This is a genomic window from Thermodesulfovibrionales bacterium (assembly GCA_035622735.1).
Classification (GTDB): Bacteria; Nitrospirota; Thermodesulfovibrionia; order Thermodesulfovibrionales; family UBA9159; genus DASPUT01.
Genome location: DASPUT010000050.1, coordinates 1 through 24,342, shown reverse-complemented (window position 1 = coordinate 24,342; position 24,342 = coordinate 1). Strand labels below are relative to the sequence as shown.

General features: G+C 53.8%; 25 protein-coding genes and 1 riboswitch. Of the genes, 11 read left to right on the top strand and 14 right to left on the bottom strand.

Annotation, left to right across the window (positions count from 1 at the left end; genetic code table 11):
• Nucleotides 1–132 precede the first annotated feature (132 nt).
• A complete protein-coding gene (locus VEI96_02730) occupies nucleotides 133–1,998 on the top strand; it encodes an ABC-F family ATP-binding cassette domain-containing protein (protein ID HXX56901.1) in 1,866 nt (621 codons plus the stop codon).
• 52 nt (nucleotides 1,999–2,050) lie between these two features.
• Here VEI96_02730 and VEI96_02725 read toward each other — a convergent pair whose 3' ends face one another.
• From VEI96_02725 to asd, 6 genes are all read right to left on the bottom strand, one after another.
• Nucleotides 2,051–2,563, bottom strand: a complete 513-nt coding sequence (locus VEI96_02725; protein HXX56900.1) for a hypothetical protein — start codon at nucleotides 2,561–2,563, stop codon at nucleotides 2,051–2,053.
• Nucleotides 2,564–3,719: 1,156 nt separating this feature from the next.
• A complete protein-coding gene (gene rpsA / locus VEI96_02720; protein HXX56899.1) occupies nucleotides 3,720–5,207 on the bottom strand; it encodes a 30S ribosomal protein S1 in 1,488 nt (495 codons plus the stop codon).
• Between the two features lie 151 nt (nucleotides 5,208–5,358).
• Nucleotides 5,359–5,538, bottom strand: coding sequence for a hypothetical protein (locus VEI96_02715; GenBank protein ID HXX56898.1), 180 nt, complete (start codon nucleotides 5,536–5,538; stop codon nucleotides 5,359–5,361).
• Nucleotides 5,539–5,549: 11 nt separating this feature from the next.
• Nucleotides 5,550–6,881, bottom strand: a complete 1,332-nt coding sequence (locus VEI96_02710) for an amidohydrolase (protein HXX56897.1) — start codon at nucleotides 6,879–6,881, stop codon at nucleotides 5,550–5,552.
• Nucleotides 6,882–6,984: 103 nt separating this feature from the next.
• Nucleotides 6,985–8,004: an aspartate-semialdehyde dehydrogenase gene (locus VEI96_02705; GenBank protein HXX56896.1), complete on the bottom strand. Its 1,020-nt coding sequence runs from the start codon at nucleotides 8,002–8,004 to the stop codon at nucleotides 6,985–6,987.
• An 84-nt stretch (nucleotides 8,005–8,088) separates the two neighbouring features.
• Nucleotides 8,089–9,201, bottom strand: coding sequence for an aspartate-semialdehyde dehydrogenase (asd, locus tag VEI96_02700; GenBank protein HXX56895.1), 1,113 nt, complete (start codon nucleotides 9,199–9,201; stop codon nucleotides 8,089–8,091).
• Nucleotides 9,202–9,929: 728 nt separating this feature from the next.
• On the opposite strand from asd, the gene VEI96_02695 reads away from it, so the two are divergent.
• The 4 genes from VEI96_02695 (at nucleotide 9,930) to VEI96_02680 (ending at nucleotide 12,111) form a co-directional block, all read left to right on the top strand.
• The gene (locus VEI96_02695) at nucleotides 9,930–10,277 is read left to right on the top strand and encodes a hypothetical protein (protein HXX56894.1); all 348 of its coding nucleotides are present in this window, start codon (nucleotides 9,930–9,932) and stop codon (nucleotides 10,275–10,277) included.
• 135 nt (nucleotides 10,278–10,412) lie between these two features.
• The gene (locus tag VEI96_02690; protein ID HXX56893.1) at nucleotides 10,413–10,715 is read left to right on the top strand and encodes an antibiotic biosynthesis monooxygenase; all 303 of its coding nucleotides are present in this window, start codon (nucleotides 10,413–10,415) and stop codon (nucleotides 10,713–10,715) included.
• Between the two features lie 173 nt (nucleotides 10,716–10,888).
• A complete protein-coding gene (locus tag VEI96_02685; protein HXX56892.1) occupies nucleotides 10,889–11,425 on the top strand; it encodes a GNAT family N-acetyltransferase in 537 nt (178 codons plus the stop codon).
• Complete coding sequence (locus tag VEI96_02680; protein HXX56891.1) at nucleotides 11,422–12,111, top strand: Type 1 glutamine amidotransferase-like domain-containing protein; 690 nt, start codon at nucleotides 11,422–11,424, stop codon at nucleotides 12,109–12,111. Before VEI96_02685 ends, VEI96_02680 begins: the two co-directional genes overlap by 4 nt.
• 77 nt (nucleotides 12,112–12,188) lie before the next feature.
• Here the strand turns inward: VEI96_02680 and VEI96_02675 are convergent, their stop codons facing one another.
• Both VEI96_02675 and leuD read right to left on the bottom strand, forming a co-directional pair.
• Entirely contained in the window at nucleotides 12,189–13,256 is a 1,068-nt protein-coding gene (locus VEI96_02675) for a 3-isopropylmalate dehydrogenase (protein HXX56890.1), read from the bottom strand.
• Nucleotides 13,253–13,756, bottom strand: a complete 504-nt coding sequence (leuD, locus tag VEI96_02670; GenBank protein ID HXX56889.1) for a 3-isopropylmalate dehydratase small subunit — start codon at nucleotides 13,754–13,756, stop codon at nucleotides 13,253–13,255. The genes VEI96_02675 and leuD overlap by 4 nt, the downstream gene beginning before the upstream one ends.
• Nucleotides 13,757–13,993: 237 nt before the next feature.
• Here leuD and VEI96_02665 point away from each other — a divergent pair, with 237 nt between their 5' ends.
• On the top strand, nucleotides 13,994–15,910 hold the full coding sequence (locus tag VEI96_02665; GenBank protein ID HXX56888.1) for a penicillin-binding protein 1A: 1,917 nt from the start codon (nucleotides 13,994–13,996) through the stop codon (nucleotides 15,908–15,910).
• Here the strand turns inward: VEI96_02665 and ftsY are convergent.
• On the bottom strand, nucleotides 15,834–16,739 hold the full coding sequence (gene ftsY, locus VEI96_02660; GenBank protein HXX56887.1) for a signal recognition particle-docking protein FtsY: 906 nt from the start codon (nucleotides 16,737–16,739) through the stop codon (nucleotides 15,834–15,836). The two genes, VEI96_02665 and ftsY, sit on opposite strands and share 77 nt — an antisense overlap.
• Nucleotides 16,740–17,017: 278 nt before the next feature.
• The gene (locus VEI96_02655) at nucleotides 17,018–17,221 is read right to left on the bottom strand and encodes a zinc ribbon domain-containing protein (GenBank protein ID HXX56886.1); all 204 of its coding nucleotides are present in this window, start codon (nucleotides 17,219–17,221) and stop codon (nucleotides 17,018–17,020) included.
• Nucleotides 17,222–17,531: 310 nt separating this feature from the next.
• Between VEI96_02655 and VEI96_02650 the strand changes: the two genes are divergently transcribed.
• Nucleotides 17,532–17,801: a hypothetical protein gene (locus VEI96_02650; GenBank protein HXX56885.1), complete on the top strand. Its 270-nt coding sequence runs from the start codon at nucleotides 17,532–17,534 to the stop codon at nucleotides 17,799–17,801.
• An 11-nt stretch (nucleotides 17,802–17,812) separates the two neighbouring features.
• Here the strand turns inward: VEI96_02650 and VEI96_02645 are convergent, their stop codons facing one another.
• Genes VEI96_02645 through greA form a run of 4 tightly spaced genes read right to left on the bottom strand, consistent with a single transcriptional unit; the run spans nucleotide 17,813 to nucleotide 20,779 of the window.
• Nucleotides 17,813–18,616 carry an SAM-dependent chlorinase/fluorinase gene (locus VEI96_02645; GenBank protein ID HXX56884.1) on the bottom strand — a complete coding sequence of 268 codons (804 nt, stop codon included), beginning with the start codon at nucleotides 18,614–18,616 and terminating at the stop codon, nucleotides 17,813–17,815.
• Nucleotides 18,617–18,640: 24 nt separating this feature from the next.
• Nucleotides 18,641–19,549: a dihydroorotate dehydrogenase gene (locus tag VEI96_02640; GenBank protein HXX56883.1), complete on the bottom strand. Its 909-nt coding sequence runs from the start codon at nucleotides 19,547–19,549 to the stop codon at nucleotides 18,641–18,643.
• Nucleotides 19,540–20,313, bottom strand: a complete 774-nt coding sequence (locus VEI96_02635; GenBank protein HXX56882.1) for a dihydroorotate dehydrogenase electron transfer subunit — start codon at nucleotides 20,311–20,313, stop codon at nucleotides 19,540–19,542. Before VEI96_02635 ends, VEI96_02640 begins: the two co-directional genes overlap by 10 nt.
• A complete protein-coding gene (gene greA / locus VEI96_02630) occupies nucleotides 20,306–20,779 on the bottom strand; it encodes a transcription elongation factor GreA (GenBank protein ID HXX56881.1) in 474 nt (157 codons plus the stop codon). Before greA ends, VEI96_02635 begins: the two co-directional genes overlap by 8 nt.
• A 153-nt stretch (nucleotides 20,780–20,932) precedes the next feature.
• Here greA and VEI96_02625 point away from each other — a divergent pair, with 153 nt between their 5' ends.
• From VEI96_02625 to thiE, 4 genes are all read left to right on the top strand, one after another.
• On the top strand, nucleotides 20,933–22,603 hold the full coding sequence (locus VEI96_02625) for a proline--tRNA ligase (GenBank protein HXX56880.1): 1,671 nt from the start codon (nucleotides 20,933–20,935) through the stop codon (nucleotides 22,601–22,603).
• A 27-nt stretch (nucleotides 22,604–22,630) separates the two neighbouring features.
• Nucleotides 22,631–22,742: riboswitch (TPP riboswitch) on the top strand.
• Nucleotides 22,742–22,981 carry a sulfur carrier protein ThiS gene (thiS, locus tag VEI96_02620; GenBank protein HXX56879.1) on the top strand — a complete coding sequence of 80 codons (240 nt, stop codon included), beginning with the start codon at nucleotides 22,742–22,744 and terminating at the stop codon, nucleotides 22,979–22,981. Its footprint overlaps the riboswitch before it by 1 nt.
• Before the next feature lie 19 nt (nucleotides 22,982–23,000).
• The gene (locus VEI96_02615; protein ID HXX56878.1) at nucleotides 23,001–23,771 is read left to right on the top strand and encodes a thiazole synthase; all 771 of its coding nucleotides are present in this window, start codon (nucleotides 23,001–23,003) and stop codon (nucleotides 23,769–23,771) included.
• Nucleotides 23,772–23,827: 56 nt separating this feature from the next.
• Nucleotides 23,828–24,342, top strand: a 515-nt coding sequence (gene thiE, locus VEI96_02610) for a thiamine phosphate synthase (GenBank protein HXX56877.1), incomplete at its 3' end; no start/stop codon positions are given.

The following is a 24,342-nucleotide window of genomic DNA, read 5'->3' as shown; positions in this document are numbered from 1 at the left end:
CTCCTCGGTGCGGGGATCTTCTCTCTGCGGCGGAAAAGGACCTGAGTCGTTCTGGCCGAAGGATAATGATATAATAGAAAAGCTATCGGTTATCGAAATCCACTCAATCGTGAAAACCCCCAAGAGCACGGAATGATTCAGGTCAGCAGCTTACAGAAGGCCTATGGCGGTCAGGTGATTTTTGACGATGCCGGATTCAGCATCAATGCCGCCGAACGCGTCGGACTCGTGGGGAGAAACGGTTCGGGCAAGACCACCCTCTTCCGGCTGATAATCGGCGAAGAGCATCCTGATTCCGGAGTGATCGGCATTCCCAACGACTATCTCATCGGCCATATCTCCCAGCATATCAGATTCTCCGAGGATACCGTCTTGAAAGAAGGCTGCCTCGGTATCAGGCCGGATGAGGACGGCAGGGATGAGACATACAAGGTAGGGGCTGTTCTGCTCGGCCTCGGCTTCTCACGGGAAGACTTTGGCCGCAGCCCTTCGGAATTGTCGGGGGGCTATCAGGTGAGGCTGAACCTCGCAAAGGTGCTCGTCTCGGAACCGAACCTCCTCCTCCTCGACGAGCCTACGAACTACCTCGATATCACGTCAATACGGTGGCTGACGAAATTCCTGCGGAATTGGAAAAATGAACTGATCCTCATCACCCATGACCGTGACTTCATGGATAGCGTGACTACCCATACCATGGGCATCCACCGCGCCAGGGTACGGAAAATTACTGGGACAACGCACCAACTGTACGAACAGATCTTGCAGGAAGAAGAGATTTACGAACAGACACGGATAAACGATGAAAAGAAACGGAAAGAGACGGAGCAGTTCATCAATCGTTTCAGGGCGCAGGCTAATAAGGCCAGAGCCGTACAGTCAAGGATAAAGGCGTTGCAGAAGAGGGAGAAATTCGAAAAACTCTCGGTAATGAAGACGCTCGATTTCGAATTCAGCGCTGCTCCTTTCACCGGGAAACAACTCATCGGTGTCGAAGATCTCGCCTTCTCCTTTGACCGTGAGGGTCCGCCTCTCATCGAGGGGTTTGGTATATCGGTCGGAAAACATGACAGGATCGCCCTCATCGGAAAAAACGGGAAAGGGAAAACGACTCTTCTCAATCTCCTGGCAGGGGAACTCCCGCCGCTCACCGGCACTATCACACGCCATCCCCATCTCAGATTGGCCTATTTCGGCCAGACGAACATAGACCGTCTCGATCCGCAAAAGACCGTGGAAGAAGAGATCCTCGATGTCCATCCGGATTACAGCCGCGGGACCGCGCGCAAAATCTGCGGGGCGATAATGTTCGAGGGTGACAGGGCACTGAAGAAGATCGATGTCCTCTCGGGGGGAGAGCGAAGTCGTGTATTGCTCGGAAAATTGTTCGTCAGCCCCGCAAACCTTCTCCTCCTCGACGAGCCGACGAATCATCTCGACATGGAGTCGATCGATTCCCTCATCGAGGCCCTGGATTCCTTCAGGGGCGCCGTCCTGATCGTCACGCACAGTGAAATGATCCTCCATGCCCTGGCAACAAGGCTTATCGTCTTTGACGGCGGAAAGGTAACGCTCTTTGCAGGGAGTTACCAGGACTTTCTCGAGCGTGTCGGGTGGAAGGAAGAAGACGAAGGAACTGTCCCTGGAAGGCCGGCAAACGGACAATGCAGGGCCCAAAGTAAACGGGACCTCCGGCGTATCCGGGCCGCGATAATCACGGACCGCTCGAAGACCCTCGGGCCGTTGCAGACGAGGATCGCTGAAATCGAGAAGGCGATCATACAGCTGGAGAAGGAAACCGAACTGGAGACGAATGGACTTCTCGAGGCTTCCGTGAAGAGCGACGGTAACTCCATAAAAAGGCTTTCTAAGTCTCTCCGGTCATCGAAGGCGAAGATCGATACCCTTTTCGATGAACTCGCGAGCCTGACGGCCGAGCACGATGCGAAGCAGACTGTATTTGATGAAAGGCTGAGCGCAGTTAATCAGGAAGGATAAAAACCGCCCACTCATGCGCAAGGAAAATCCGCCCGGACAATACCCGAATTGTCTATCTCTGATCGCGGTTTATCACCCTTTGGAGGAGGGTGATATCAATCTGCACCTTGCCCTCCTCTCTGAGCGTGTATGAGACGGTCAGGAGATCGCTTACCCCGTAAGTCGTAGGATCATACAGGGGTCTCACTTCGTAGCCTATGATATTTCCCGACGGATCCAGGATGCTGCTCATCTGATATCCCCTATAGAGGCGATGGGTGCGGATGAACGCAAGCGCCTCCCTAAGGGCATCCTGACCTCGGACGCCGGTTACAACCTGGTAATCATAGCGCTCAGCGTGGGGCACCAGCATATAGCCATCACCCTCTAAGTCAAGAAACGCTACGGTCTTGAGCCCGTCCCAGCTTCCATCCCTGTAAAGAACGAGCCTGTACTGCCCTGTAAGCTGTGTGCCCTCCTGAACTCCCTGCACTCTGAGCGACTTTCCCCCGCCGCAGCCCGTGGAGAGTGAGAGCATACAGAGTATGGCGATCGACGCAAAAGATTTATAGGAACGTTTCTTCACAGACACATTGTAACACGAACTCTCGGTTTCCTTCCTGAAAACCGCAGCGTCGTAGTCTGATATAATGGTGCATGTCACAAGTGGAAAAAGTATTTCACTGGCATTTATGAGGAGAAGATTCTGCAAAAACACTTTGTGTCTGAATAAATGATTACCATTTTAAAACCTAAAGGGGCATGTGCCCACTGCGAGGCTTCAAATCTGGAATATTATGGCTTCACGATGGGAGGGTTCCATTTTTATTATAGATGTCAGACTTGTCACAAATACACAGAGTATCGTATGACTTTTAATGGTGCGCTCTTGGCGTTTGTCATTATGCCATTTGCAATGTTTCTCTCTATTGCTATCCCTTTTTTCGTGTTGCATGATCTGCGTTCCGCAGCATTTTTCTCAGTCGTGTCTGTTCTCCTATTATTGGTAATTGGCTACAAGTACAGATGGTATGGTTTTAGGACGATTCCCCTCGAACAGTTACCGAGCAATTTCTGGATAATCCGCATCGCAAATAAGAGGCTTACTTATATCCTTTCGCTTATTTTCATTGCTGTATTGATAGGATACATGGTGATTTTCATTTTCAACCTTGGGAGGTGAGAGTGAAAGATCCGATCGTTAGAAAAGACTCAATCGCAGTCCTCAAACCCTTCCTTACGTCGTCGCCTTGGCAAGGATCGCGGGAGAAAAGCATTAGTGACTTTGACTAAACCAGTTGTTCCCTTCATTTGCGAAAAATGCCGCAGATCTTTCATGCCTGAGGATGGAGGCGTGTGTCGTTCATGCCGTCGCGTGCTATGTTCGAAGCACCTTCGAGGCTGGGGGTTCGTCTTATTTCAATTATCCCATCGACAAGGACTACCAATTTGCCCTGAGTGCAGGAAACAAAGAAAGGTAATGCGTATTGAGTCAACAAATGACAAATAAAGGTGATACACGTTTCTCTCGTAAACCTTCAACTGTTGCTATTTCATGAATGTGCGATGTAGTCGGTGGAAGCCGGAGTCCTACTCTAACGTCTAATAGATCAAAGACTCGAACCGCTATCGACAGGCAAGACTTGCTTAGTTAGATTTCTTTGTGGTTTACAAAGAGTTCCGACAGAAAAGCGGACTTATGGCACCACACCGTCTTCTGGAAGAGCTGTCATGCCGGCTCGTTATTTATTCTTCTCCTCAAGCTTTGCCTTCAGCGCTTCTCCGAGAATCCCGAGTCCGCCTGATGATTCCTTCTTTTCCTTCGCAGCGTCCTTATATCGATTGAACTCTTCCTGCTCTTTCTTCTCAAGCACACCTTTCCGGCTAAGCCGCACCTTACCGTTACTGCTGTCCACGTCCGCCACGACAGCCTGCATCGGGGTTCCTTCAGGGAACATACGGCTATGATCGGTCCCGCGGGGGGTGCCGACCTCGGCATTCGGTATGAGTCCAGTCAGGCCGCTATTCAGCCTCAGGAAGATGCCGAAGGGCATCACCTTCTCAACGACTCCCTCAAGAACCTCCCCCACGGCTGGAAGAGCGATCTTCTCCACTTTTGGTTTAGGCTGCATCGAGAGAGAGAGTTTCCTCTTCAGAGGGTCGACTTCGAGAACATACGCTTCGACTACCTGTCCGACCTCTACTACTTCCTTCGGATGATTAATCCGCCTGCCTGCGCCGAGGTTCGATATATGGATTAACCCGTCAATGCCCGGTTCAAGGTTCACAAAGGCGCCGAAGGCGGTCAGCCTGACTATGGTGCCCTGCACACGACTATCAACGGGATACCTTTCCGCTGAAGTCATCCAGGGGTCCTGCTGCATCTGCCTCATGCTCAAGGTCAGACGGTTACTCTCCCAATCGAGGGAGATGATCTTCACCTTTACCTCCTGCCCCACGGATAAGACATCCTGCGGCCTCTCCGTCCGTCCCCAGGCGATTTCGCTGACGGGGAGCAGGCCGTCAATCCCTCCAATATCAAGAAAGGCCCCGAAATTCTGAAGGGAACGAACTCTGCCGGTCACCTCCATCCCCACCTCAAGGGTCTCTTTCAGTTTTTCTCTCTTCGCCCGCTTCTCCTCTTCCAGGAGCACCCGCCTAGAAACGACGATGTTGCGGCCCTCTTCCCCGAATTCAAGAACCTTAAAGGAGAAGCTCTGCCCGAGGAAAATTCCGCCCTCACGCCCTCCCCTGAGGTCTATCTGGGAAAAGGGACAGAAACATCTCACCCCACCGACAGATATCTCGAAGCCGCCCTTCACCTCCCGTTTAACTTCTCCCGTCACCGGCAGACCGGCCTCGAATGCGTCACGGATAGCTTTCAGCGACTGGGGAGCATAACCGCGAATCTTTGTGGTCAACACCCTCCCGCCGTCCTGCAGAGAGACGAAGAAGGCCTCGATCTCCTCGCCTTCCCGCACGCGAAGGGTACCGTCCTGATCCATAAACTCCTTCACGTCGATCATACCCTCACTTTTCCCTCCGAGGTCTATGTAAACAAAGTCTTCGGAAATGCTGATAACCTTGGCTCTTACCTTCTGGCCCGGTTCAAGCCTCCCGGACGGAGAACCGCTCTTTTCGAGCAGTTCGGCGAAACTCTCTTCGACTCCTCCAGCTTCGACGTGCTCATCGGGTCTTTCTGAATCGGCAACGATTTTCTCTTCGGACATGATTTCTAACCTCGCTCTGGATATGCTGTGCAACCCTCATCCTGCGTGTACTGCTCGGTGGGAGTTCACATTTCGTTTCGCTGTTACTCTAATCGATTTGAGTGGTCTGAGTCAATGCCACGGAAGGAAAGCTGCCGCATCCGGCAGTCGATTAAAGTATCTTCCCCCTCCGCGCAAAGAACTCGCCGAGAGCGAGCCGTATCACTCCTCCCCGGGACCATCTCTTTCCGGTCTCCTCCGAATATTCCACCGCGACCTTCTCAAGTTCTTCCAGGACTTCTTCTTCCAGGTATACCGTCGTCTTCATCAATTTTTCGTGTTCATCACCCATAGATCTCCTCTTTACTTGCTGCCGCCCTTTATCTTCTCGCCCCACCTCTTCGCCTTGTCCAGAATTTCTTCTTCATTGCCGTCGTTCATTTTTCCTCCACGGACGATCACCCTGCCTTCTACCATGACGGTCTCGACATCCGATGCCCTCAGGCAATAGACGATATGGGAGCAGATATCATAGACGGGGGTCAGATGGGGCTTCCCAATGTTCAGGACGATGAGGTCGGCAGCCTTCCCCTTCTCTATGCTCCCCGTGACATTCCCGAGACCGAGGACCTCTGCGCCCCATTTCGTCGCCATCCGGAGGACTGTCCTCGAATCAAGCGCGGTAGGATCTTTCGATACCGCCTTGTGAATCTTCGCAGCCGTCGACATCTCGCTCATGATATTCAGGTCATTATTGCTCGCCGCGCTGTCCGTCCCAAAGGTTACCTTAACACCCGCCTTGAGCATGTCCGTAATTCGTGCAATTCCGGATGCAAGCTTCAGGTTGCTCTCTATGCAGTGTGAGACACCGGTATCCCTCTTTGCGAGTGTCTCTATCTCCTCATCGTCCAGCCATACGCAATGCGCTGCGAGCACCTGTTTATCGAGAAAGTCGAGCGCATCGAGGTGTCTAACCGGGCGGTTTCCGTACTTCGACCGTATCTCCTCAACCTCCCATTCCGTTTCCGAAAGATGAATGTGGATAGGCACATCGTATTTCTCTGCGAGCCTCTTCACCTTCTTCAGGGTCTCGGGTCCGCAGGCATAGGGGGAATGGGGCGCTACAGACGGCGTTATGAATTCATCTCCCTTCCAGTCCTTGATGAATGCCTCTGCCTTCCGGATATACTCATCAGCATTCTTTCCGGCCTTTGTAGGAAAATCAACGACGCCGGCGCCGAGCACCGCCCTCATTCCGATTCTCCTTGCAGCGACACCGGCGGACTCGCCGAAGAAATACATGTCATTGTATGTCGTGATCCCGGCCTTCAGCATCTCGAGACAGGCGAGCTCTGTCGCATCGGAGATGAACTCCGGACTCAGCCACTTCGATTCGGCGGGCCAGACATGTCCCTCGAGCCATTCCTTCAGGGGGAGGTCATCGGCGAGCCCCCGGAAGTAGACCATCGCGGCATGGGTATGGGTATTAATGAGACCGGGCATCAGGACCCGACCTTTTCCACCGATTAGGGAATCGGAGCGGTACTTCTCTGCGATCTCCTCATATTTTCCGAAAGCAGCGATCTTCCCGCCGCTGACGGCAACCGCACCATCCGATATGACGGTAAACTCACTGTCGATGGGGAGGAGGTACTCGGCACGAATTATGAAATCAACCGATCTTTTCTCTTTCATGATTGCCACGACGAATAGACAAAAATCTTTAGATGATATCTTAGAGGGAAAGCTCGAACCTTATCTGCAGCATCGCCAGACAGAATTACTCTCCGGGAGGTCCTCACGCCATCTCTATGAGCTTTTCGGCGATCTGAACTGCGTTGAGGGCAGCGCCTTTCCTGAGGTTGTCCGCCACAATCCAGATATTGAGGCCCTTCTCTATCGATTCATCCTCCCTGATGCGTCCGACAAACGTCTCGTCCTTCCCCGCAGCATATATCGCGAGGGGATAGACGTTCTTCTCGGGTGCATCGTAGACAACGACACCCGGCGCGGCGGAGAGGATTGCCCTCGCTTCATCCGCGGTCAGTTTATTTTCTGTCTCGATGTTGACGCTCTCGGAATGACCGCGGAAAACAGGAACCCTGACCGTCGTGGCGGTCAGCCCCATTGAACTATCGCCTAGAATCTTTCTCGTCTCGTTTACCATCTTCATCTCTTCCTTTGTATAGCCGTTTTCGAGGAACGCATCGATATGGGGAAGGCAATTGAAGGCGATCTGGTGAGGATAGACTACAGGCTTTATCTCTCTGAAATTCAGGAGGTCTGTCGTCTGACGGAGTAGTTCGTCCATGGCCTTCTTGCCGGTCCCGGAAACTGACTGAAGCGTAGTGACAACGACCCGCCTGATTTTTGCCGCATCGTGAATCGGCTTCAGGACGACAACCATCTGTATCGTCGAACAGTTGGGGTTAGCGATTATCCCCTTGTGGCCTTTCAGGTCATGGGGGTTCACTTCAGGGACGACGAGGGGAACCTCAGGGTCCATCCTCCATTGACTCGAATTATCGATGACAACGCAGCCCGATTTTGCGGCGAGCGGCGCCCAGATCTTTGAGCGCTCAGAGCCCGCGGAAAAGAGCGCGATGTCGATTCCCTTGAAGGAATCTTCCCGCAGGATTTCGACCGGTATTTGTCTACCTCCAAATTCGAGCTTCTTACCCTCGGACATCTCGGAAGCGAAGAGTCTCAACTTCTCGACAGGGAAGTTCCTGCTCTCAAGAGTGGCGATCATCTCCTCTCCGACCGCGCCCGTCGCGCCCACTATTGCTACGACATACTTTTCTTTCTTCTTCAGCATAACGGGTCTCTCTTCTCTATCTTCATTTGAAGCAACTCATCAGAATGCGGAAGAACGTTCGCACCATCCCTTGAAACACCTGAATCAGTTCTCCGCGAGGATTCGGAGCATACGCCTCAGGGGCTCTGCCGCGCCCCAGAGGAGTTGGTCCCCACAGGTGAAGGCCGCGAGGTATTCAGGCCCCATGTTCATCTTGCGGAGCCTCCCGACAGGCACAGTGAGCGTCCCGGTCACGGCGGCGGGCGTGAGCTCTCTCATCGTAATCTCACGCTGGTTCGGCACGTGCTTCACCCACTTGTTGTGGCCGGCGATCATGCCGTTGATTTCGTCAAGCGGCACATTCTTCGTGAGTTTGATCGTCAGTGCCTGGCTGTGGCACCGCATGGCGCCCACCCGAACGCAGATGCCGTCGATCGGAATCGGGTCTGACTCACGACCGAGGATCTTGTTCGTCTCGGCCTGGCCCTTCCACTCCTCCCGACTTTGACCGTTCTCGAGCTGCCTGTCGATCCAGGGGATGAGCGAGCAGGCGAGCGGCACACCGAAGAACTCCCGCGGGTATCTCTCGGAGCGAACGTGCTCAGCCACGGTGCGGTCTATGTCGAGAATCGCGCTCGAAGGATCTTCGAGGAGGTGACTCACCGAGCCGTGGGCAGAACCCATCTGTTTCAGTAGCTCCCGCATGTTCTGGGCTCCTGCTCCAGAGGCCGCCTGGTAAGTCATGGCGGACATCCATTCCACGAGACCACGTTCGTAAAGCCCGCCGAGGGCGAGGAGCATGAGCGAGACCGTGCAGTTGCCCCCGATGTAGTTCCTGATCCCCTTACTCAGGGCATACTTGATTACCTTCATGTTGACCGGATCGAGGATGATGATCGCGTCTCTCTCCATGCGGAGCGTCGAGGCCGCATCGATCCAGTAGCCATTCCAGCCGGCAGAGCGCAGCTTCGGAAAGATCTCTTTTGTATATTCGCCGCCCTGGCAGGCGATGATCGTCTCCATATTCTTCAGATCATTGATGCTCTTCGCGTCCTTAAGCGGCTCAACATTCTTGCCGATGTTGGGCCCTCTGCCTCCCACATTCGAAGTCGTAAAGAAAACGGGATCGACAAGATCGAAATCCCGCTCTTCCTGCATGCGGCCCATGAGAACCGACCCGACCATGCCGCGCCATCCGACAAACCCCACTCGCATCATCTTCTTGCTCCTGAATGATAAATGTAAGGTTTTTATTATACTCCATCAGGCCGTAACTTTACACGGATATAGAGAGAAATGGGCTCTCGTTTGCCCATCAAAACTCATGAGACCGCATGAGAAATCATCACCATGACTCATTTTGCCTTAAGACGACGAATAATAGTATTCTATTCCAGGTAATTGCATTCTGGACAACCAAAGAGAGACAAGGATGATATGTCTTTTCTCAAAAGTAGTTCCTCGTCACTGCCCGTCGAGCTTTGACCGCTAAAAGATGATTTTGAAATACACCCTCGCATGGATTCCGATGGTATTTATCGCGGTAGCGAACGGGGCTGTTCGGCAACTTGGTTATGGAAGCTACACGACTGAACTGGCCGCTCACCAAATTTCCTGTTTCACCGGAATCTTTTTATTTTTTCTCTATTCTTTATTCCTCTTCGGCCGATGGCCTGTTGAGAACGCCCGTCAGGCGTGGGTTGTAGGTCTCCTTTGGTTGCTTTTGACGGTCGCCTTCGAATTCATTTTCGGTCATTACACGGCCCATCAGCCGTGGTCCAAGCTACTCCAGGATTATAATATCCTTGCCGGAAGGCTATGGACTATTGTCCTCGTCGCAGTGGCCTGTTTGCCATATACGATATATAGAATCAGATCATGACGGGGCATAAGGCGGAGAAAAAAGAGCTCTCGTGATTTCAAGGGCTCTGCTCTTAGGAGGATACATGCGAGGCATACTACTCATGATTGGCGTTCTCCTTTTCGCTGCCGAGTGCGGCGACGGATCAGTCGAAGCAAGTGTAAAAGTTTTCAAAAGCCGGGGTTCCTTACAGTGCATAGGAGGCGGCACAGCTCCCGAGGAGATGAAGAACGAACTCATCATCGCAGGGATCGATGTCAGGTCATCTTTCTGCGGGTCTGACGGTTTGGCTCATCCGGCGCTCTGCGGAGCGACGGATGGTGCTATCAACATCTTCGAAATTCCTCAGAGCAAGGCTGCTCAGGCAGAATCTCTCGGCTTTAAAGCCCTGAGCACCTTGCCAAACGCTCAAGAAAAGCAGTGCCCTCGCTAAGGAGAGTGAGGCAGATTAGCCTTTGAGGACTACCCTGTCTGCCGTGTGACATTGAAAGCCGCTTGAAAGTGGTCCGGAAGTGATACATACTAAACATATAGAGGGCATGACGCAGATCGAGAAAGGAGAAAGGACATGGTAAAGGTAGCACTCTTTGTTCGTTTAGAGGCAAAACCCGGAAAAGAGGCTGACGTCGAAACCTTCCTTCGTGGTGGTTTGCCGATTGTTCAGGAGGAACCGGCAACGACCGCGTGGTTCGCGATCCGCCTTGGACCGACGACTTTCGGCATCTTCGATGCCTTCCCGGATGAGGCAGGCAGACAGGCTCACCTCTCAGGCAGGGTCGCGGCCGCACTCATGGCGAAGGCCCCCGAGCTGCTGGCGCAGCCGCCGGTCATAGAGAAGGTCGATGTCCTCGCGGCGAAGCTTCCTGGATAGGCGCCGGGACACCGCAAGGAGATCCGCAATTTCACGCAAGGCTCGCACCGAAGTGAGTCGAGAAGGGGAAGAACATTCGTCCTGAGCTGCGGAGAATAATGGTTTCCCTGCGCGCAACCCGGCCGCCTGAACTCGCTTCTCGCAGTATGCACCTTTGCTTTGACAGATAACCCATGTTCATTAAAGTCTCGACCGAAATCCAAATCGCAATTATCGAATCTTTGGCTAAAGAAATCTGGACTGAGCATTACATTCCGATAATCGGTGAGGAGCAGGTAGACTACATGCTCGACAGATTCCAGACCAGGCAGGCGATTTCAGAGCAGATCGCCAGCGGATTTCTCTACTTCTTGATCGAAGGAGACGATCAATTCATCGGATATCTCAGTGTCCAACCCCAGCATGATGCATTGTTCCTGAGTAAGTTATATGTGAGAACTTGCGAACGCGGCAAAGGCCACGGGAGGAAGGCGATTCTCTTTATCGAGAAGCTGGCTCGGGAAAAGGGATTAGGAAGGGTTCTGCTCACGGTGAATAAGAACAATCGGCGAGCGATCAATGCATATGAAAGAACCGGTTTCAAGAATCTCGGTTCCGTCGTTCAGGACATCGGTGGCGGCTTTATCATGGATGACTACAAGATGGAAAAGATTGTCCTGCACCGGCTTCAATCCGGTCGAGCCGATGCGGGAACGGGAAGAGCGGAATGAAGGGCTATATCCTCTTGGAAGGCGGGGCCGAGTTCGGTGGAGGCATGGCCGAACCGGATAGCCGCGCCATCGAACTGGCAGGGGGTTTCGATGGAGAAGTCTCGATCGTCCCTGCCGCAGCAGCACCTGACAATAACCATGAGCGAGCCGGCCAAAACGGTGTTTCCTGGTTCAAAGAGTTAGGCGCAAAACGGGTAACACTCTTGCCCCTCATCGATCATGCTTCCGCCAATCAAAATCAGATTGTGACTTCACTGCTCAATTCCCGACTCATTTATCTGCTCGGAGGGTTTCCGCTCTATCTGAAAAATACCCTGGAGGGGAGTCTCGGTTGGCAGTCGATCGTGAAAGCTTATCGAGAGGGCTCAGTAGTTGGCGGAAGCAGCGCAGGGGCGATGGTGTTAGGCGAACACTTCTACGATCCTGAGACAAGGGGCATTGTCACGGGCTTAACGCTAATCCCCAGAATTTGTATCATTCCCCATCATGATGCCTCCGGCAGACGATGGGCGTCTCATCTGTCTCAGGCGGTTCCGGGAGATATCATTGTCGGGATCGACGAACAGACCGGAATCATTGACGACGGCGCGGACGGTACGTGGAATGTTTATGGAAAAGGCTCGGTCACGCTCTACCGAAATGGAGCAGCAGAGATTTATCGCCGCGGAGAAACATTTTCCCTCTGACCAGGTTACGGAAAAAACTGCCCTTGCCCTAGGCCGCGGAGACGATATTCGAAGGGATATATGTGTCGCATCCGGTCTCAATCCTTCGCCACGCAATCGGCGACCATGTCCCCGATCTCCGAAGTCGAATGGCCCATCTTTCCTGCAGCAAGGCTCTTCAGATGTTTGCCGGTAATCTCCATGACAGCCTTTTCGATTCTCTTTCCCGCCTTCTCTTCGCCCAGGTGTTCGAGCATCATTCCTCCGGCACAGATCGCCGCGAGGGGATTAATAATGTTCTGGCCCTTATACTTGGGGGCAGAGCCGCCGATCGGCTCGAACATCGAGACCCCTCCGGGGTTGATGTTCCCTCCCGCTGCTATGCCCATCCCGCCTTGAATCATCGCGCCGAGGTCAGTGATGATATCACCGAACATGTTGTCTGTGACGATTACGTCAAACCATTCCGGGTTCTTCACAAACCACATGGTTATCGCATCGACATGCGCATAGTCGGCCTTTATGTCAGGGTATTCCTTCGCAACCTCATAGAAGGCCCTCTCCCACAGGTCGAAGGCGAAGGTGAGGACATTCGTCTTGCCGCAGAGGGTGAGTTTTTTCGCCTTGTTCCTCTTCCTGCAGTACTCAAAGGCGTAGCGGATGCAGCGCTCGACGCCCTTCCGCGTATTAATCGATTCCTGCACCGCCACCTCATCAGCGGTGCCTCTTTTCAAGAAGCCTCCGGCACCCGCATAGAGGCCTTCGGTATTCTCGCGCACAACTACAAAATCGATGTCCTCAGGTCCCTTGTCCTTCAGAGGGCAGTCGATCCCGGGATAAAGTTTCACCGGTCTCAGATTGATGTACTGGTCAAGCTCGAACCTCAGCCTCAGGAGAATACCTTTTTCGAGTATTCCGGGTTTCACGTCGGGGTGACCGATGGCGCCGAGGTACATCGCATCATATTTCCGGAGTTCCTCTATCGCGCCCTCGGGCAATGTCTCGCCCGTTCGCAGATATCTATCCCCGCCGAAATCAAAATGATTCAGACTGAGCGCGAAACCAAACTTAGTCGAAGCCGCGTGGAGGACCTTTAAGCCTTCCGCCACAACTTCCGGCCCTGTTCCGTCACCGGGGACTACCGCTATTCTATAGGTCTTGTTCATGCAACAGCTCCTTTTACCTTCTTCTTGGTCCACTCGATCAGCCCGCCGGCCTTTATCAGCTCTTGCATGAAGGCAGGGATCGGCTTCGCCGTATAGCGCTCGTTCCGCGTGAGATTCTTGATCGCACCCTCATCAGCGTCTATTTCGACAACATCGCCCTCTTGAATCCTCTCCGATGCCTCAACGGATTCAAAAATCGGGAGTCCGATATTGAAAGAGTTCCTGTAGAAGATCCTCGCGAAGCTCCTTGCGATGACGGCCTGAATGCCCGCTGCCTTTATCGCTATCGGCGCATGTTCTCTTGATGAACCGCAGCCGAAGTTCTTGCCGGCGACGAGAATATCACCCTCGCGCACTTTTCCGGGGAAATCCTTATCCGCATCTTCCATGACATGCCTCGCGAGTTCTGCAGGGTCCGATGTACTCAGATACCTCGCAGGAATTATCGCGTCTGTGTCGACGTCATTCCCGAACCTCCATACCCTGCCTTTCAGAATCACCGCTGCCTCCCGTTAAAAGTTATAGGCAAATATTATATAACCTCTTCCGGCCGAAAATCTACACGAGAGCGTTTGAGTTGCGCCCAGAGACCTGCTAAGGAGAAATGTGATTGACTCGCTGTTGAAGCGGAGAAGGTTCTCCCAGCCGCTTACTCTCCCTCGTCGAATCCGGTGACCAAGAAAACGTCCCCCGGCTGGTTTCTATCAGGGAAGGGAGCATCTCGGTTATAATAATGCATGGCAGATCTCAACGCCTCCCAGAAGCAACCTCAGGGTGAAGGGCTCCGGGAAAGGAAGAGAAGACGAGAAGGATATCATGGCTTCACCTCGAAACGGACGGCGCTTTTCTTCTTTATCCTGATCTCGGTCACGCTCGGAATAGCCGGGGGCTTCATCTACTGGAACCTCTCAGACCTCCCCGCCATACGATCCCTCGAGGAATACCCTCCCATCGGGTCATCTCTTGTCTATTCTTCAGGCGGGAAAGTCCTGGCGGAGTTCTATATCGAGAGAAGGACATTCACTCCCCATTACAGGATCCCCGATCGGGTGAAAAAGGCGTTTATCGCGATCGAGGACGTCAGGTTCTACTACCATCCGGGTGTCGATTTCATAGGGATTCTGAGGGCTCTCTATCAGGACATCAGGATGAGGAGCATCGCTCAGGGCGGGAGCACCATAACACAGCAGCTCGCAAAGATGCTCTTTCTCAAACCGGAGAGGAGCATGAAGAGAAAGATCAAGGAGATCGCCCTCTCGATCCAGATAGAAAAGCATTATACGAAGGATGAGATCCTCGGACTCTATCTGAACCAGGCCTATTTTGGCACGCGTGCGTACGGCATCGAGGCTGCCGCCCAGACCTACTTCGGGAAAACCATACATGAGCTGACCATAGGCGAGTCCGCGCTCCTCGCCTCCCTTCCGAAGGCGCCATCATTCTTCTCTCCCTTTAAGAATCCCGAGAGGGCAAGGGAGAGAAGGTCCGTCGTTCTGAAACAGATGCTGGAGCATAAATTCATAACGAGAAAGGAGTATGAGGAAGCGGAAAGGGAACCCCTTCCGACAGTGCCCCATTTCCGCAAATACGATGCGCCCTACTTCGTTGAGATGCTCCGCCATGCGCTCGAGACCAGGTATGGGAATGATCTCTACACCGCAGGGTACAAGATCTATTCGACCATCGACTCGACGATGCAAAAGGCAGCCGAAGAGGCCGTTGCGAACGGTATCGCTGCCCTCGAGAAGCGCATCGGAGCGACCCCTCAGGCAGCGCTCGTCGCGGTCGATCTAAGGACCGGCGCGGTGAGAGCGATGGTCGGAGGTTCCGATTTCTGGAAGAACCAGTTCAACCGGGCAACACAGGCCTTGCGGCAGCCGGGTTCCGCCTTCAAGCCCTTCGTATACCTGACGGCGATCAGGGAGGGCATGACCGTAAACGACATGATTCTCGATGCCCCCCTCTCCTTTCATGGAGCAGCGCCGGGGCAGATCTGGAGTCCGAAAAACTATGACGGTAAATATCATGGACCCGTCACCCTGAAGACTGCCCTCGCGAAATCCCTGAACGCCGCAACGGTTCGGCTCGCCGTCAAGCTCGGCATCGAAAATATTATCGACACGGCCCAGAGCCTCGGGATACGGAGTAAGCTCCAGCCCTATCTCCCCATCGCGTTGGGAGCCTCCGATGTCACCCTCTTCGAGATGGTATCCGCCTACGGCACGTTTGCCACCGGCGAATACTTCGCACCGATGCTCTATGAAAAGATCCTCAACAAAGAGGACATGCCGCTTGAGGAAAAGAAGCCGGAGTCTGCCGAACTCCTCTCCGCCGAGGATACTGACGAGATGAAGACGCTCCTCCATGCCGTAGTGGAAGAGGGAACCGCCCAGAAGGCGAAGGAGCTCAAAAGGACACTCTATGGGAAGACGGGCACCACGAATGACTTTACGGACGCATGGTTCATCGGGTTTGACGACAGACTTGTGGTCGGTGTATGGACCGGCAGGGACGACCACAAGTCATTAGGCGCAAAGGAGACGGGCGCCAAGGCAGCCCTTCCGATCTGGATAGAATTTATGAAAAAAGTGCCTCCACAAACTCCTGTGAATCAAAATCCCGGAGATCCTCAATCCCCTCCCCGACCCCAATGAACTTAATCGGTATACCCAGCTCCTTATAAATGGCAAAGACGATCCCGCCTTTTGCCGTTCCGTCAAGTTTTGTGAGAGCGATACCCGTCACCCCGACAGCGTCGTGAAACATCTCTGCCTGTCTCAGCGCGTTCTGGCCCGTCGTCGCGTCAACGACGAGGATCGTCTCGTGAGGGGCGCCCGGTAACGCCTTTTCGATGACACGCCTCACCTTCTTCAACTCTTCCATGAGGGGACTCTTCGTATGCAGCCTTCCGGCGGTATCAACGATCACGATGTCGACATTGCGTGCCCTTGCAGCCTCTATCGCATCAAAGGCGACTGCGGCAGGGTCGGAGCCGCTCTGGTGCTTCACGAGCTGCGCCCCTGTCCTCCCGGCCCATATCTCGATCTGCTCTATGGCAGCCGCGCGAAACGTATCGGCAGCCGCAAGGAGCACGGACTTGCCCTCGGAAACAAATCTGCCCGCGAGTTTGCCGATCGTTGTGGTCTTCCCTACCCCGTTCACGCCGACCGTGAGGATGACAATGGGCTTCTCCTTGGACAGAACGAGGGGACGCGAGGGTCCGAGGATGGCTGTCATGTCTTCCTTCAGATAGTCTCTGACGCTATCGGAATTCTGTATCTCACCCTTCCGTGCCTTTTCCCTGAGGAAGGCCACGATGTCCGTAGTCGCCTTGATTCCGATGTCGGAGGTGATAAGCGTCTCTTCGAGCTCTTCGAGAGTCTCCTCGTCGATCTTGCGTCCCTTGAAGACCGTCTCAACCTTCTCGATAAGACCCTTCCGTGTCTTCGAAAGTCCTTCCTTCAACCGGTCGAAAAATCCCATCCCTTCTCCTTCTCGAAAAACATTTTGTCATTCCCGCATTGAAGAATACCGAGAAAACGTTACCTAGCTATCACTGATTACCGCTGCTCCGTTCCGGCAACTCCTCAGCGTTCGCATTCTTTTATCCCGATGAATCGATAAACCGCGCTCATCATCGCAGGGTCATATAGAGAAATCCTCCTTTCACGTATAAAAGGAGGATTTCCTTGACTGCCGGCTCACGTGCCGGAGATGATTCGCTCTCGCACTGAACCAACGGTTCAGCAGGACGAAACGCCTCAACCCCCTCCGCCGTGGCCGCCCGATGGAAAAGAAGAAAAAGAACCGCTTCCTCCGGAAGAGCAGCTGAAGGCAGAGAGTTTCTTCCTCACCTTATCAGAACCACACCGGGGACAGATACTGTCCCTCTCAGAAGAGCCGACCCTCTGCAGGAGAGAGAAGGTCTCATTACAGGCATTACACGCGTACTCATAGATCGGCATCGCAAACCTCCGGACATATTCAAAGATTCCAATATTTTACTATAACTCTTACGTCTCGGTCAAAAAGTATCTCCCGAGAGACCTCGCCGCAACGCCGTTCAGACCAGATTCTTCGCTCCGCGAAACCTAAGGAGTCCCACCCCTCTAAAGACATATGCTAAAATAAAAAATGCAAATGAATGCAACACGTGTGAACCCGCCCGCTTACGGGCAGGACTATTGCGGCGGCCTTGAGACGGCGCTCTATTCGGGCCTGGCCGCCTCCGGCAGACAAAATTGCAGATTCTAACGTCCGTGAAGGGAATGCTCGGTGAACTACTTCAGGCGTCTTATCTTACATAATAAGGATTTCATTCTCAAAGAGGTTCTCGAGGTGCGGGGACTTCTCGATCTCATGCTGAAACACAGACATTCCGGGAAGGCGTGGACGAAAGAAGAGAAGGCCGAGATCAAACTGCACCTGAAACGCATCTCAAGGACCGTCCCGGTAGTTCTTATATTTCTTCTGCCCGGCGGTTCGCTCCTGCTTCCCTTTCTCGCCGAGACCCTCGACGCCGAACTGAACAAGAAGACGATCTGAGCGTTACCCCTTCATTTCACCATGATGCCGAGGGTATCGCCCACCTTGATATCGAATTCCCCCGAGGCATTGCCCCTATAGACAAACAGCTCTAAATGTCCCATGCTGTTCATTAAGGCGTAGAGTCCCTTATCCTCCGCCTGGCTGTAATATTCTTTGAGTCTCGCCTCCCTCCCCTTTATCACGAGTCTCATGACTCCATTCGGCTTCGCGCCGCGCAGTCCATCGAGGTCTTTCTCGCTGATACTCGTTATCGCGTTGCCAAAAGCGTCGATGTAAAGGACTTCGCCTTCGAGGGTCGTCGCAGTCGGTCTGGAGGCAGCGGGAATGGGAAGTTTCACGGGGTCGGTTATCAAATCTCCAAAATTCGCCGCATCGTACTTCTTCGAAAACCAGGCAGCGACAGGCGCGAAGATATCTCTGCCGTGAAATGTCGCGCCCCGACCGGCCCTGAAATAGTGCGCAGCCGTCAGATGAAAGATCCTGCAATCCGCGTTCTCGTCATAAACCATCGAAAAGACCCCGTTGTCAGGACCGATGAAGAAGTGGTGCTCCGTTGCCACAAGGATCGGCCTTCTCGATGACCCGACACCCGGGTCTACCACCGCGATATGGATACTGAGGGGGGGGAAGTCACCATAACTCATGCCGATGACGAGCGCCGCCTCTCTCACATTGTATCGACTGATATTGTGGGTAACATCTACAAGATTCACCGACGGGTTTATCCCGAAGATGACGCCCTTCATGATGCCGCTGAACGGGTCCTTATAACCGAAGTCTGTCGTCAGGGTGATGATTGGAACCTGTTCCATGTGCCACCTCGATAAGATGAAGATCTATATTCTTAAGCCTCCGACCAGCGCTCTTACATCGTCGATTTCGTTTGCGCGCATGAATCCCTCTATACCATCTACAATTTCGCGGGTGACACCGGGGTTCACGAAATTTGCGGTACCGACCGCAACGGCGGTAGCGCCGACCAGCATGAACTCGAGTGCGTCCGTCGCATTCATGATTCCTCCCATGCCGACTATCGGTATCTTTATCGTCTTGGACGCTTCCCATACCATCCTGAGAGCGACAGGCTTTATGGCCGGACCGGAGAGACCCCCGACGATATTCGCGAGTTTCGGCCTCCGCGTCCCGATATCAACAGCCATGCCGGTCAGGGTATTGATGAGGGATACGGCATCTGCTCCGGCTTCTTCCGCGACCCTTGCCATGAGCCCAATGTCGGTCACATTCGGCGAGAGCTTCACGATAAGGGTCAGGTTCGTTGCCTTTCGGACAGCGTTCACAACTCCGAACGTAACCTTCGGGTCCGTGCCGAAGATACACCATCCGGCCTCCTTGTTCGGGCACGAGATATTCATTTCGAGGCCGTGAATACCTTCCGCATCGCTTAATCTCCGGGCGGCCTCGGCATATTCGTCAATCGAATCTCCAAAAAAGTTCGCGATTACCGGAACGGTGAACCGCCCCAGGAAGGGAAGTTTTTCCTTAATGAATTTCGCTATGCCGATATTCTGGAGACCGATGGAGTTGAGCATTCCTGCGGGTGTCTCGATTATACGGGGCGGCGGGTTGCCTTCTTTGGGTTCGAGGGAAAGCCCCTTGACCACAACCGCCCCAAGTCTGTTCAGGTCAATGAATTCCGAATACTCCTCACCGTAGCCGAACGTTCCCGACGCCGTCATGACCGGGTTCTTGAGCTTCAGCCTCCCTATGTCAACCGTTAGGTCCATAGGATTTCATCAATCGGAAAGACAGGACCTTCCTTACAGACCCTCTTGTGTCCGTTCACGGTCTTCACGACACAACCGAGGCAGGCCCCTATGCCGCAGGCCATGTTCTCTTCCATAGACACGAATGTCTCAATCCCCTTCCCCTTTACGATCGAAAACAACGCGCCGAGCATAGGCTTCGGACCACACGCGTATATTGAATAGAGGGCTCCGGACGCGGCGCCGTCGGACACGAAATTCCTCACGATATCCGTTATGCACCCTTTTTCCCCGCACGATCCGTCGTCGGTCGTTATCGTCAGTCTCTTCGCAATTCTTTCGAGTTCCTCAAGCAAGAGGAATTCTTCTCCGGTGCGCACACCATAGAAGATATAGGCATCCCCAGTGAGCCTCTCTCCGAGCGAAAACAGCGATGCCATGCCGATGCCCCCTGCAACGAGTACGGGCGTACGGCCCTTCGGCGGAGGGGGATAGGTGTTCCCGAGCGGACCCAGAACGTCGATCACCGAATCTTCCTTCATACTCCTCAAGAAGAGTGTCCCCCTTCCCCTGACCCTGAAGAGAAACTGGAGACCGAAGGATGTCCTCCTCAGGAGACTGAAAGGCCTCTTCAGGAGCGGATCATAATCACCCTCCATGCCGATCATGTAAAACTGTCCGGGTGCGGGTTCGTTTACTGCCGAGAGAGGGACTAGGGTGAGGAGATTGTATTCTTTCTGTAGCGGTCTGTTTTCGGCAATCCGTGCCTTGAAGTATCTATCCAAAGCGTATCTCTAATATTTCGTATTCGATCGTTCTTGCGGGAGCCTTAATCACAACGGAATCGCCGACCTCCTTACCGAGGAGGGCCTTGCCGACAGGCGAACTGAACGATATCTTCCCCTGTTTCACGTCCGCCTCCTCGGTCCCGACGAGGATGAAGACATACTCTTCATCGGCTCCAACGTCCAGAACCCTGACGGTTGCGCCGAAGGCAACGCGAGACTGGCTTATCTTCGAAGGATCGATTATCTCGGCAAGGGCCAGCTTTCCCTGGAGCTCCTGTATCCTCCCCTCGATGAAGGACTGCCGTTCTTTCGCCGCATGATACTCTGCGTTCTCCGAAAGGTCGCCGTGGGCGCGTGCCTCTGCTATCGCCTGTATGTTCCTCGGCCTCTCGACCTTAAGGAGCCTTTCGAGTTCATCCTGAATCTTCTGATACCCGTCGGGTGTCATCGGCACTCGCTGCATACCTATCTCCCTATTCCTCGCGGCAGGATTGAATACGGTAATGTAACACGTTCCCCTGATTTTTTCAAAGCCTCAGGCCCTCTGCCCCTTGACTAAAGACCGGACATTCATTACTCTAACAAGCATCCGAAAGATGAGATAAGAGGAGGAGTTATGCGCTTTTCGCAGATGTTCATCCCGACGCTTCGCGAGACCCCTGCCGACGCAGAGGCGATAAGTCATACCCTCATGCTCAGGGCCGGGTACGTCCGGCAACTCGCCTCAGGCCTCTATGTTTTTCTTCCCCTGGGCTGGAGGCTCATGAACAAAATCCACGCGGTCCTGAGGGAAGAGATGGATGCGATAGGAGGCCAGGAGGTCTCGATGCCGGTGCTCCATCCCGCGGAGATATGGCAGCAGACCGGCAGGTGGGATACGATCGGCGACGAGATGTTCAGACTGAAAGACCGGACAGGCAGGGACATGTGTCTCGGGATGACCCATGAGGAGATCATGACATGGCTCGCCTCAAGGGAGATCCGTTCGTACCGGGACCTTCCGCAGATCTGGTATCAGATACAGACGAAACTCCGGGATGAGGCGAGACCGAAGAGCGGCATCTTGCGCACCCGTGAGTTCATCATGAAAGACAGCTACAGTTTCGATATCTCCCCCGAGGCCCTCGAGAAGAGCTACCGGCTCCATGCGGAGGCATACCACAGGATTTTCGAGAGATGCGGCCTGAAATTCTATCAGGTCGAGTCCGACCCCGGCATGATGGGCGGCGCCACAGCCCATGAGTTTATGGCACCGAGTCAGGCCGGAGAGGATGAGGTCGCGCTCTGCGGAAAATGTGGCTACGCGGCGAATGTGGAGCTTGCACTCTCGGTGCCTCTTAAGATAGAGACGAAAGACTGGGCACTTGAAGAGGTCCATACTCCGGAGAAGAGGACTGTTGCCGAGGTCTCGAACTTCCTGAAACTCGCTCCTGCGTATTTCATAAAGAGCATCCTCGTGATGAGCGATAGCGGCCCGGTACTCGCCCTCGTGAGGGGCGACCAGGAACTCCATGAAAAGAAGCTGGCGCGGGTCATAGGAAACCACAGACCCGCACAGAAGACCGAGGTGAAAGAGCTGCTCGGCGTTGAGGCCGGATTCATCGGTCCCATGGGACAATCGGTACGGATAATCGCAGACCCCTCGCTGCAGGAGGGCCTCTATGTCAGCGGCGCGAACAAACCCCACTACCACATGAGAGGAGTTAAGGCCGGACGGGATTTTTCGGGAGAATGGCATGACATTCATGTCGCCCGTGCGGGTGACTCGTGCCTGAACTGCGGTAGCGAGCTTGTGGTCGAGCGGGTCATAGAGATCGGCAATATCTTCAAGCTCGGTACGAAGTACTCGGAACCCTTGAAGGCCTTTTTCCTCGACGAGAGCGGTCAGGAAAGACCGATCATCATGGGGAGCTACGGCATAGGTCCCGCGAGGATAGCGGCCGCGGCGATAGAGCAGAACCATGACAAAGACGGTATCATCTGGCCGAAGAGCATCTCGCCCTTCGATCTCGAGATACTGCCTCTCAACATGAAGGATGAAAAGACCGTCGAGGTGGCGGAGAGTCTCTACCGGGATTTGACAGAAAAGGGTAACGATGTCCTGATGGACGACCGGGACGAGAGGGCTGGCGTGAAGTTCAAGGACGCTGACCTGATCGGCATCCCGACACAGATCATCCTCGGTGAAAAGAACCTGAAGGAGGGTCTTGTGGAGGTTAAGGACAGAAAGACAAAGGTGACGACAAAGATGGGCGTCAGGGAGGTTGCGGAGAAGGGAATCGTTTGACATAGAGCAATTTTTTCCTTTATACTGAAATTACCCTGGGGGAGGCATAAGGCCTGAGAGTCGAACAGACGAAGGATGTTCGAGACCCTCCTAACCTGATCTGGATAATGCCGGCGTAGGGAAGGGAACCCAAAGTGCATGAACATGGTTTTGCCGTATCTCCAGGGATACGGTTTTTTTATGACTCTGATCGTAAACGGTGAAACCGTCGAGACATCGGCATCCACGCTGAAGGAACTCCTCGATGCGTTGCGCGTTCTTCCGGAGCGGGTTGCCGTTGAGGTGAACCTTTCGGTCATCGGGAAGGCTCAATACCCTTCCTTCCATCTCAACGAGGGGGACCGGGTCGAGATCGTTAACTTCGTCGGCGGCGGATGACGAAACAAAAGGGGATTGCGTGGAAGACAGATTGGTAATCAAAGGCATCGAATTCCGGTCGAGGCTCTGGGTCGGAACCGGGAAGTACAGGGACTTCGAAGAGACGAAGAACGTCATAGAGGCCTCGGGCAGTGACGTCGTCACCGTCGCCGTGAGACGGGTCAACATCATAGACAGGAAGAGTGAAAACCTCCTCGACTACATAGATCCGAAGAAATACAAGATACTCCCCAACACGGCCGGCTGCTATACGGTGGAGGACGCATTGCGGTATTCACGCCTCGCGCGGGAGGCTGGCATCTCCGATCTCATAAAGCTTGAGGTGATAGGAGACGAGAAGACGCTCTTCCCCGACACCATCGGGCTCCTGAAGGCGACGGAGATACTCTCGAAGGAGGGCTTTGTCGTCTTCCCGTATACAAACGACGATCCGATCATGGCAAAACGACTGGAGGATGCCGGTGCCGCAGCCGTGATGCCCCTCGGCGCGCCGATCGGTTCCGGTCTCGGCATAAGAAATCCATACAACATCAGGATCATACTCGAGGCCGCAAAAGTCCCGGTGATCGTCGACGCCGGTGTGGGAACAGCGTCTGACGCAACGATAGCGATGGAACTCGGATGCGACGCAGCCCTCATTAATACCGGCATTGCCGGCGCTAGGGACCCTGTCGTGATGGCCTCTGCGATGAAGCACGCGGTTGTCGCGGGCAGACTCGCCTTCAGGGCGGGGAGGATCCCGAAGAAACTCTACGCAACGGCGAGCAGCCCGATAGAGGGAATGCTCTAAGAGATCGGCCGTGGAGAGTGAGACGCGGATCATTACAAGATCTTAGGCTCTATCTCGTGACGGATAGGAGCCTGTTTACCGATAGGACTTCCCTTTATTCGGCTATCGAGGAATCGCTAAGGGGAGGCCTGAGGGCCTTGCAGCTGAGGGAAAAAGAACTCACGATAAGGGAACTGTTGAGCATGGCACAGGAACTGAGAGAGATTACCCTGCGGCACGGGGCAAAACTTTTCATCAATGACAGGGTTGATGTGGCGATCGCGGCTGGAGCAGACGGCGTGCACTTAGGCCAGTCGAGCATCCCTGCATCAGCGGCAAAGAAAATCACAAAGGGAAGACTCCTCGTGGGGGTCTCGACCCATTCCCTTAAGGAGGCGGTTCAGGCAGAGAAGGACGGTGCGGATTTCATAACCTTCGGGCCGATTTATCATACGCCGTCCAAACTGAAATACGGAGAACCTCTCGGAACAGATGCACTAAGAGAGGCAACATCTGAAGTTTCCCTGCCGGTCCTCGCGATCGGAGGCATCACCCCCGAAAGAGTGAAGGAAGTCATCGAAAGCGGTTCCTC

What these genes read in the sequence shown, in the direction of transcription:
- VEI96_02710 (HXX56897.1), bottom strand. Translation starts at nt 6,881, where the DNA reads ATGAAAGAGAAAAGATCGGTTGATTTCATAATTCGTGCCGAGTACCTC.
- VEI96_02625 (HXX56880.1), top strand. Translation starts at nt 20,933, where the DNA reads ATGCGCTTTTCGCAGATGTTCATCCCGACGCTTCGCGAGACCCCTGCC.
- thiS (HXX56879.1), top strand. Translation starts at nt 22,742, where the DNA reads ATGAACATGGTTTTGCCGTATCTCCAGGGATACGGTTTTTTTATGACT.
- VEI96_02730 (HXX56901.1), top strand. Translation starts at nt 133, where the DNA reads ATGATTCAGGTCAGCAGCTTACAGAAGGCCTATGGCGGTCAGGTGATT.
- VEI96_02675 (HXX56890.1), bottom strand. Translation starts at nt 13,256, where the DNA reads ATGAACAAGACCTATAGAATAGCGGTAGTCCCCGGTGACGGAACAGGG.
- VEI96_02695 (HXX56894.1), top strand. Translation starts at nt 9,930, where the DNA reads ATGCGAGGCATACTACTCATGATTGGCGTTCTCCTTTTCGCTGCCGAG.
- VEI96_02655 (HXX56886.1), bottom strand. Translation starts at nt 17,221, where the DNA reads ATGCCGATCTATGAGTACGCGTGTAATGCCTGTAATGAGACCTTCTCT.
- VEI96_02705 (HXX56896.1), bottom strand. Translation starts at nt 8,004, where the DNA reads ATGCTGAAGAAGAAAGAAAAGTATGTCGTAGCAATAGTGGGCGCGACG.
- rpsA (HXX56899.1), bottom strand. Translation starts at nt 5,207, where the DNA reads ATGTCCGAAGAGAAAATCGTTGCCGATTCAGAAAGACCCGATGAGCAC.
- VEI96_02690 (HXX56893.1), top strand. Translation starts at nt 10,413, where the DNA reads ATGGTAAAGGTAGCACTCTTTGTTCGTTTAGAGGCAAAACCCGGAAAA.
- ftsY (HXX56887.1), bottom strand. Translation starts at nt 16,739, where the DNA reads ATGGGATTTTTCGACCGGTTGAAGGAAGGACTTTCGAAGACACGGAAG.
- VEI96_02640 (HXX56883.1), bottom strand. Translation starts at nt 19,549, where the DNA reads ATGGACCTAACGGTTGACATAGGGAGGCTGAAGCTCAAGAACCCGGTC.
- VEI96_02645 (HXX56884.1), bottom strand. Translation starts at nt 18,616, where the DNA reads ATGGAACAGGTTCCAATCATCACCCTGACGACAGACTTCGGTTATAAG.
- VEI96_02680 (HXX56891.1), top strand. Translation starts at nt 11,422, where the DNA reads ATGAAGGGCTATATCCTCTTGGAAGGCGGGGCCGAGTTCGGTGGAGGC.
- asd (HXX56895.1), bottom strand. Translation starts at nt 9,201, where the DNA reads ATGATGCGAGTGGGGTTTGTCGGATGGCGCGGCATGGTCGGGTCGGTT.
- VEI96_02715 (HXX56898.1), bottom strand. Translation starts at nt 5,538, where the DNA reads ATGGGTGATGAACACGAAAAATTGATGAAGACGACGGTATACCTGGAA.
- VEI96_02665 (HXX56888.1), top strand. Translation starts at nt 13,994, where the DNA reads ATGGCAGATCTCAACGCCTCCCAGAAGCAACCTCAGGGTGAAGGGCTC.
- VEI96_02685 (HXX56892.1), top strand. Translation starts at nt 10,889, where the DNA reads ATGTTCATTAAAGTCTCGACCGAAATCCAAATCGCAATTATCGAATCT.
- greA (HXX56881.1), bottom strand. Translation starts at nt 20,779, where the DNA reads ATGCAGCGAGTGCCGATGACACCCGACGGGTATCAGAAGATTCAGGAT.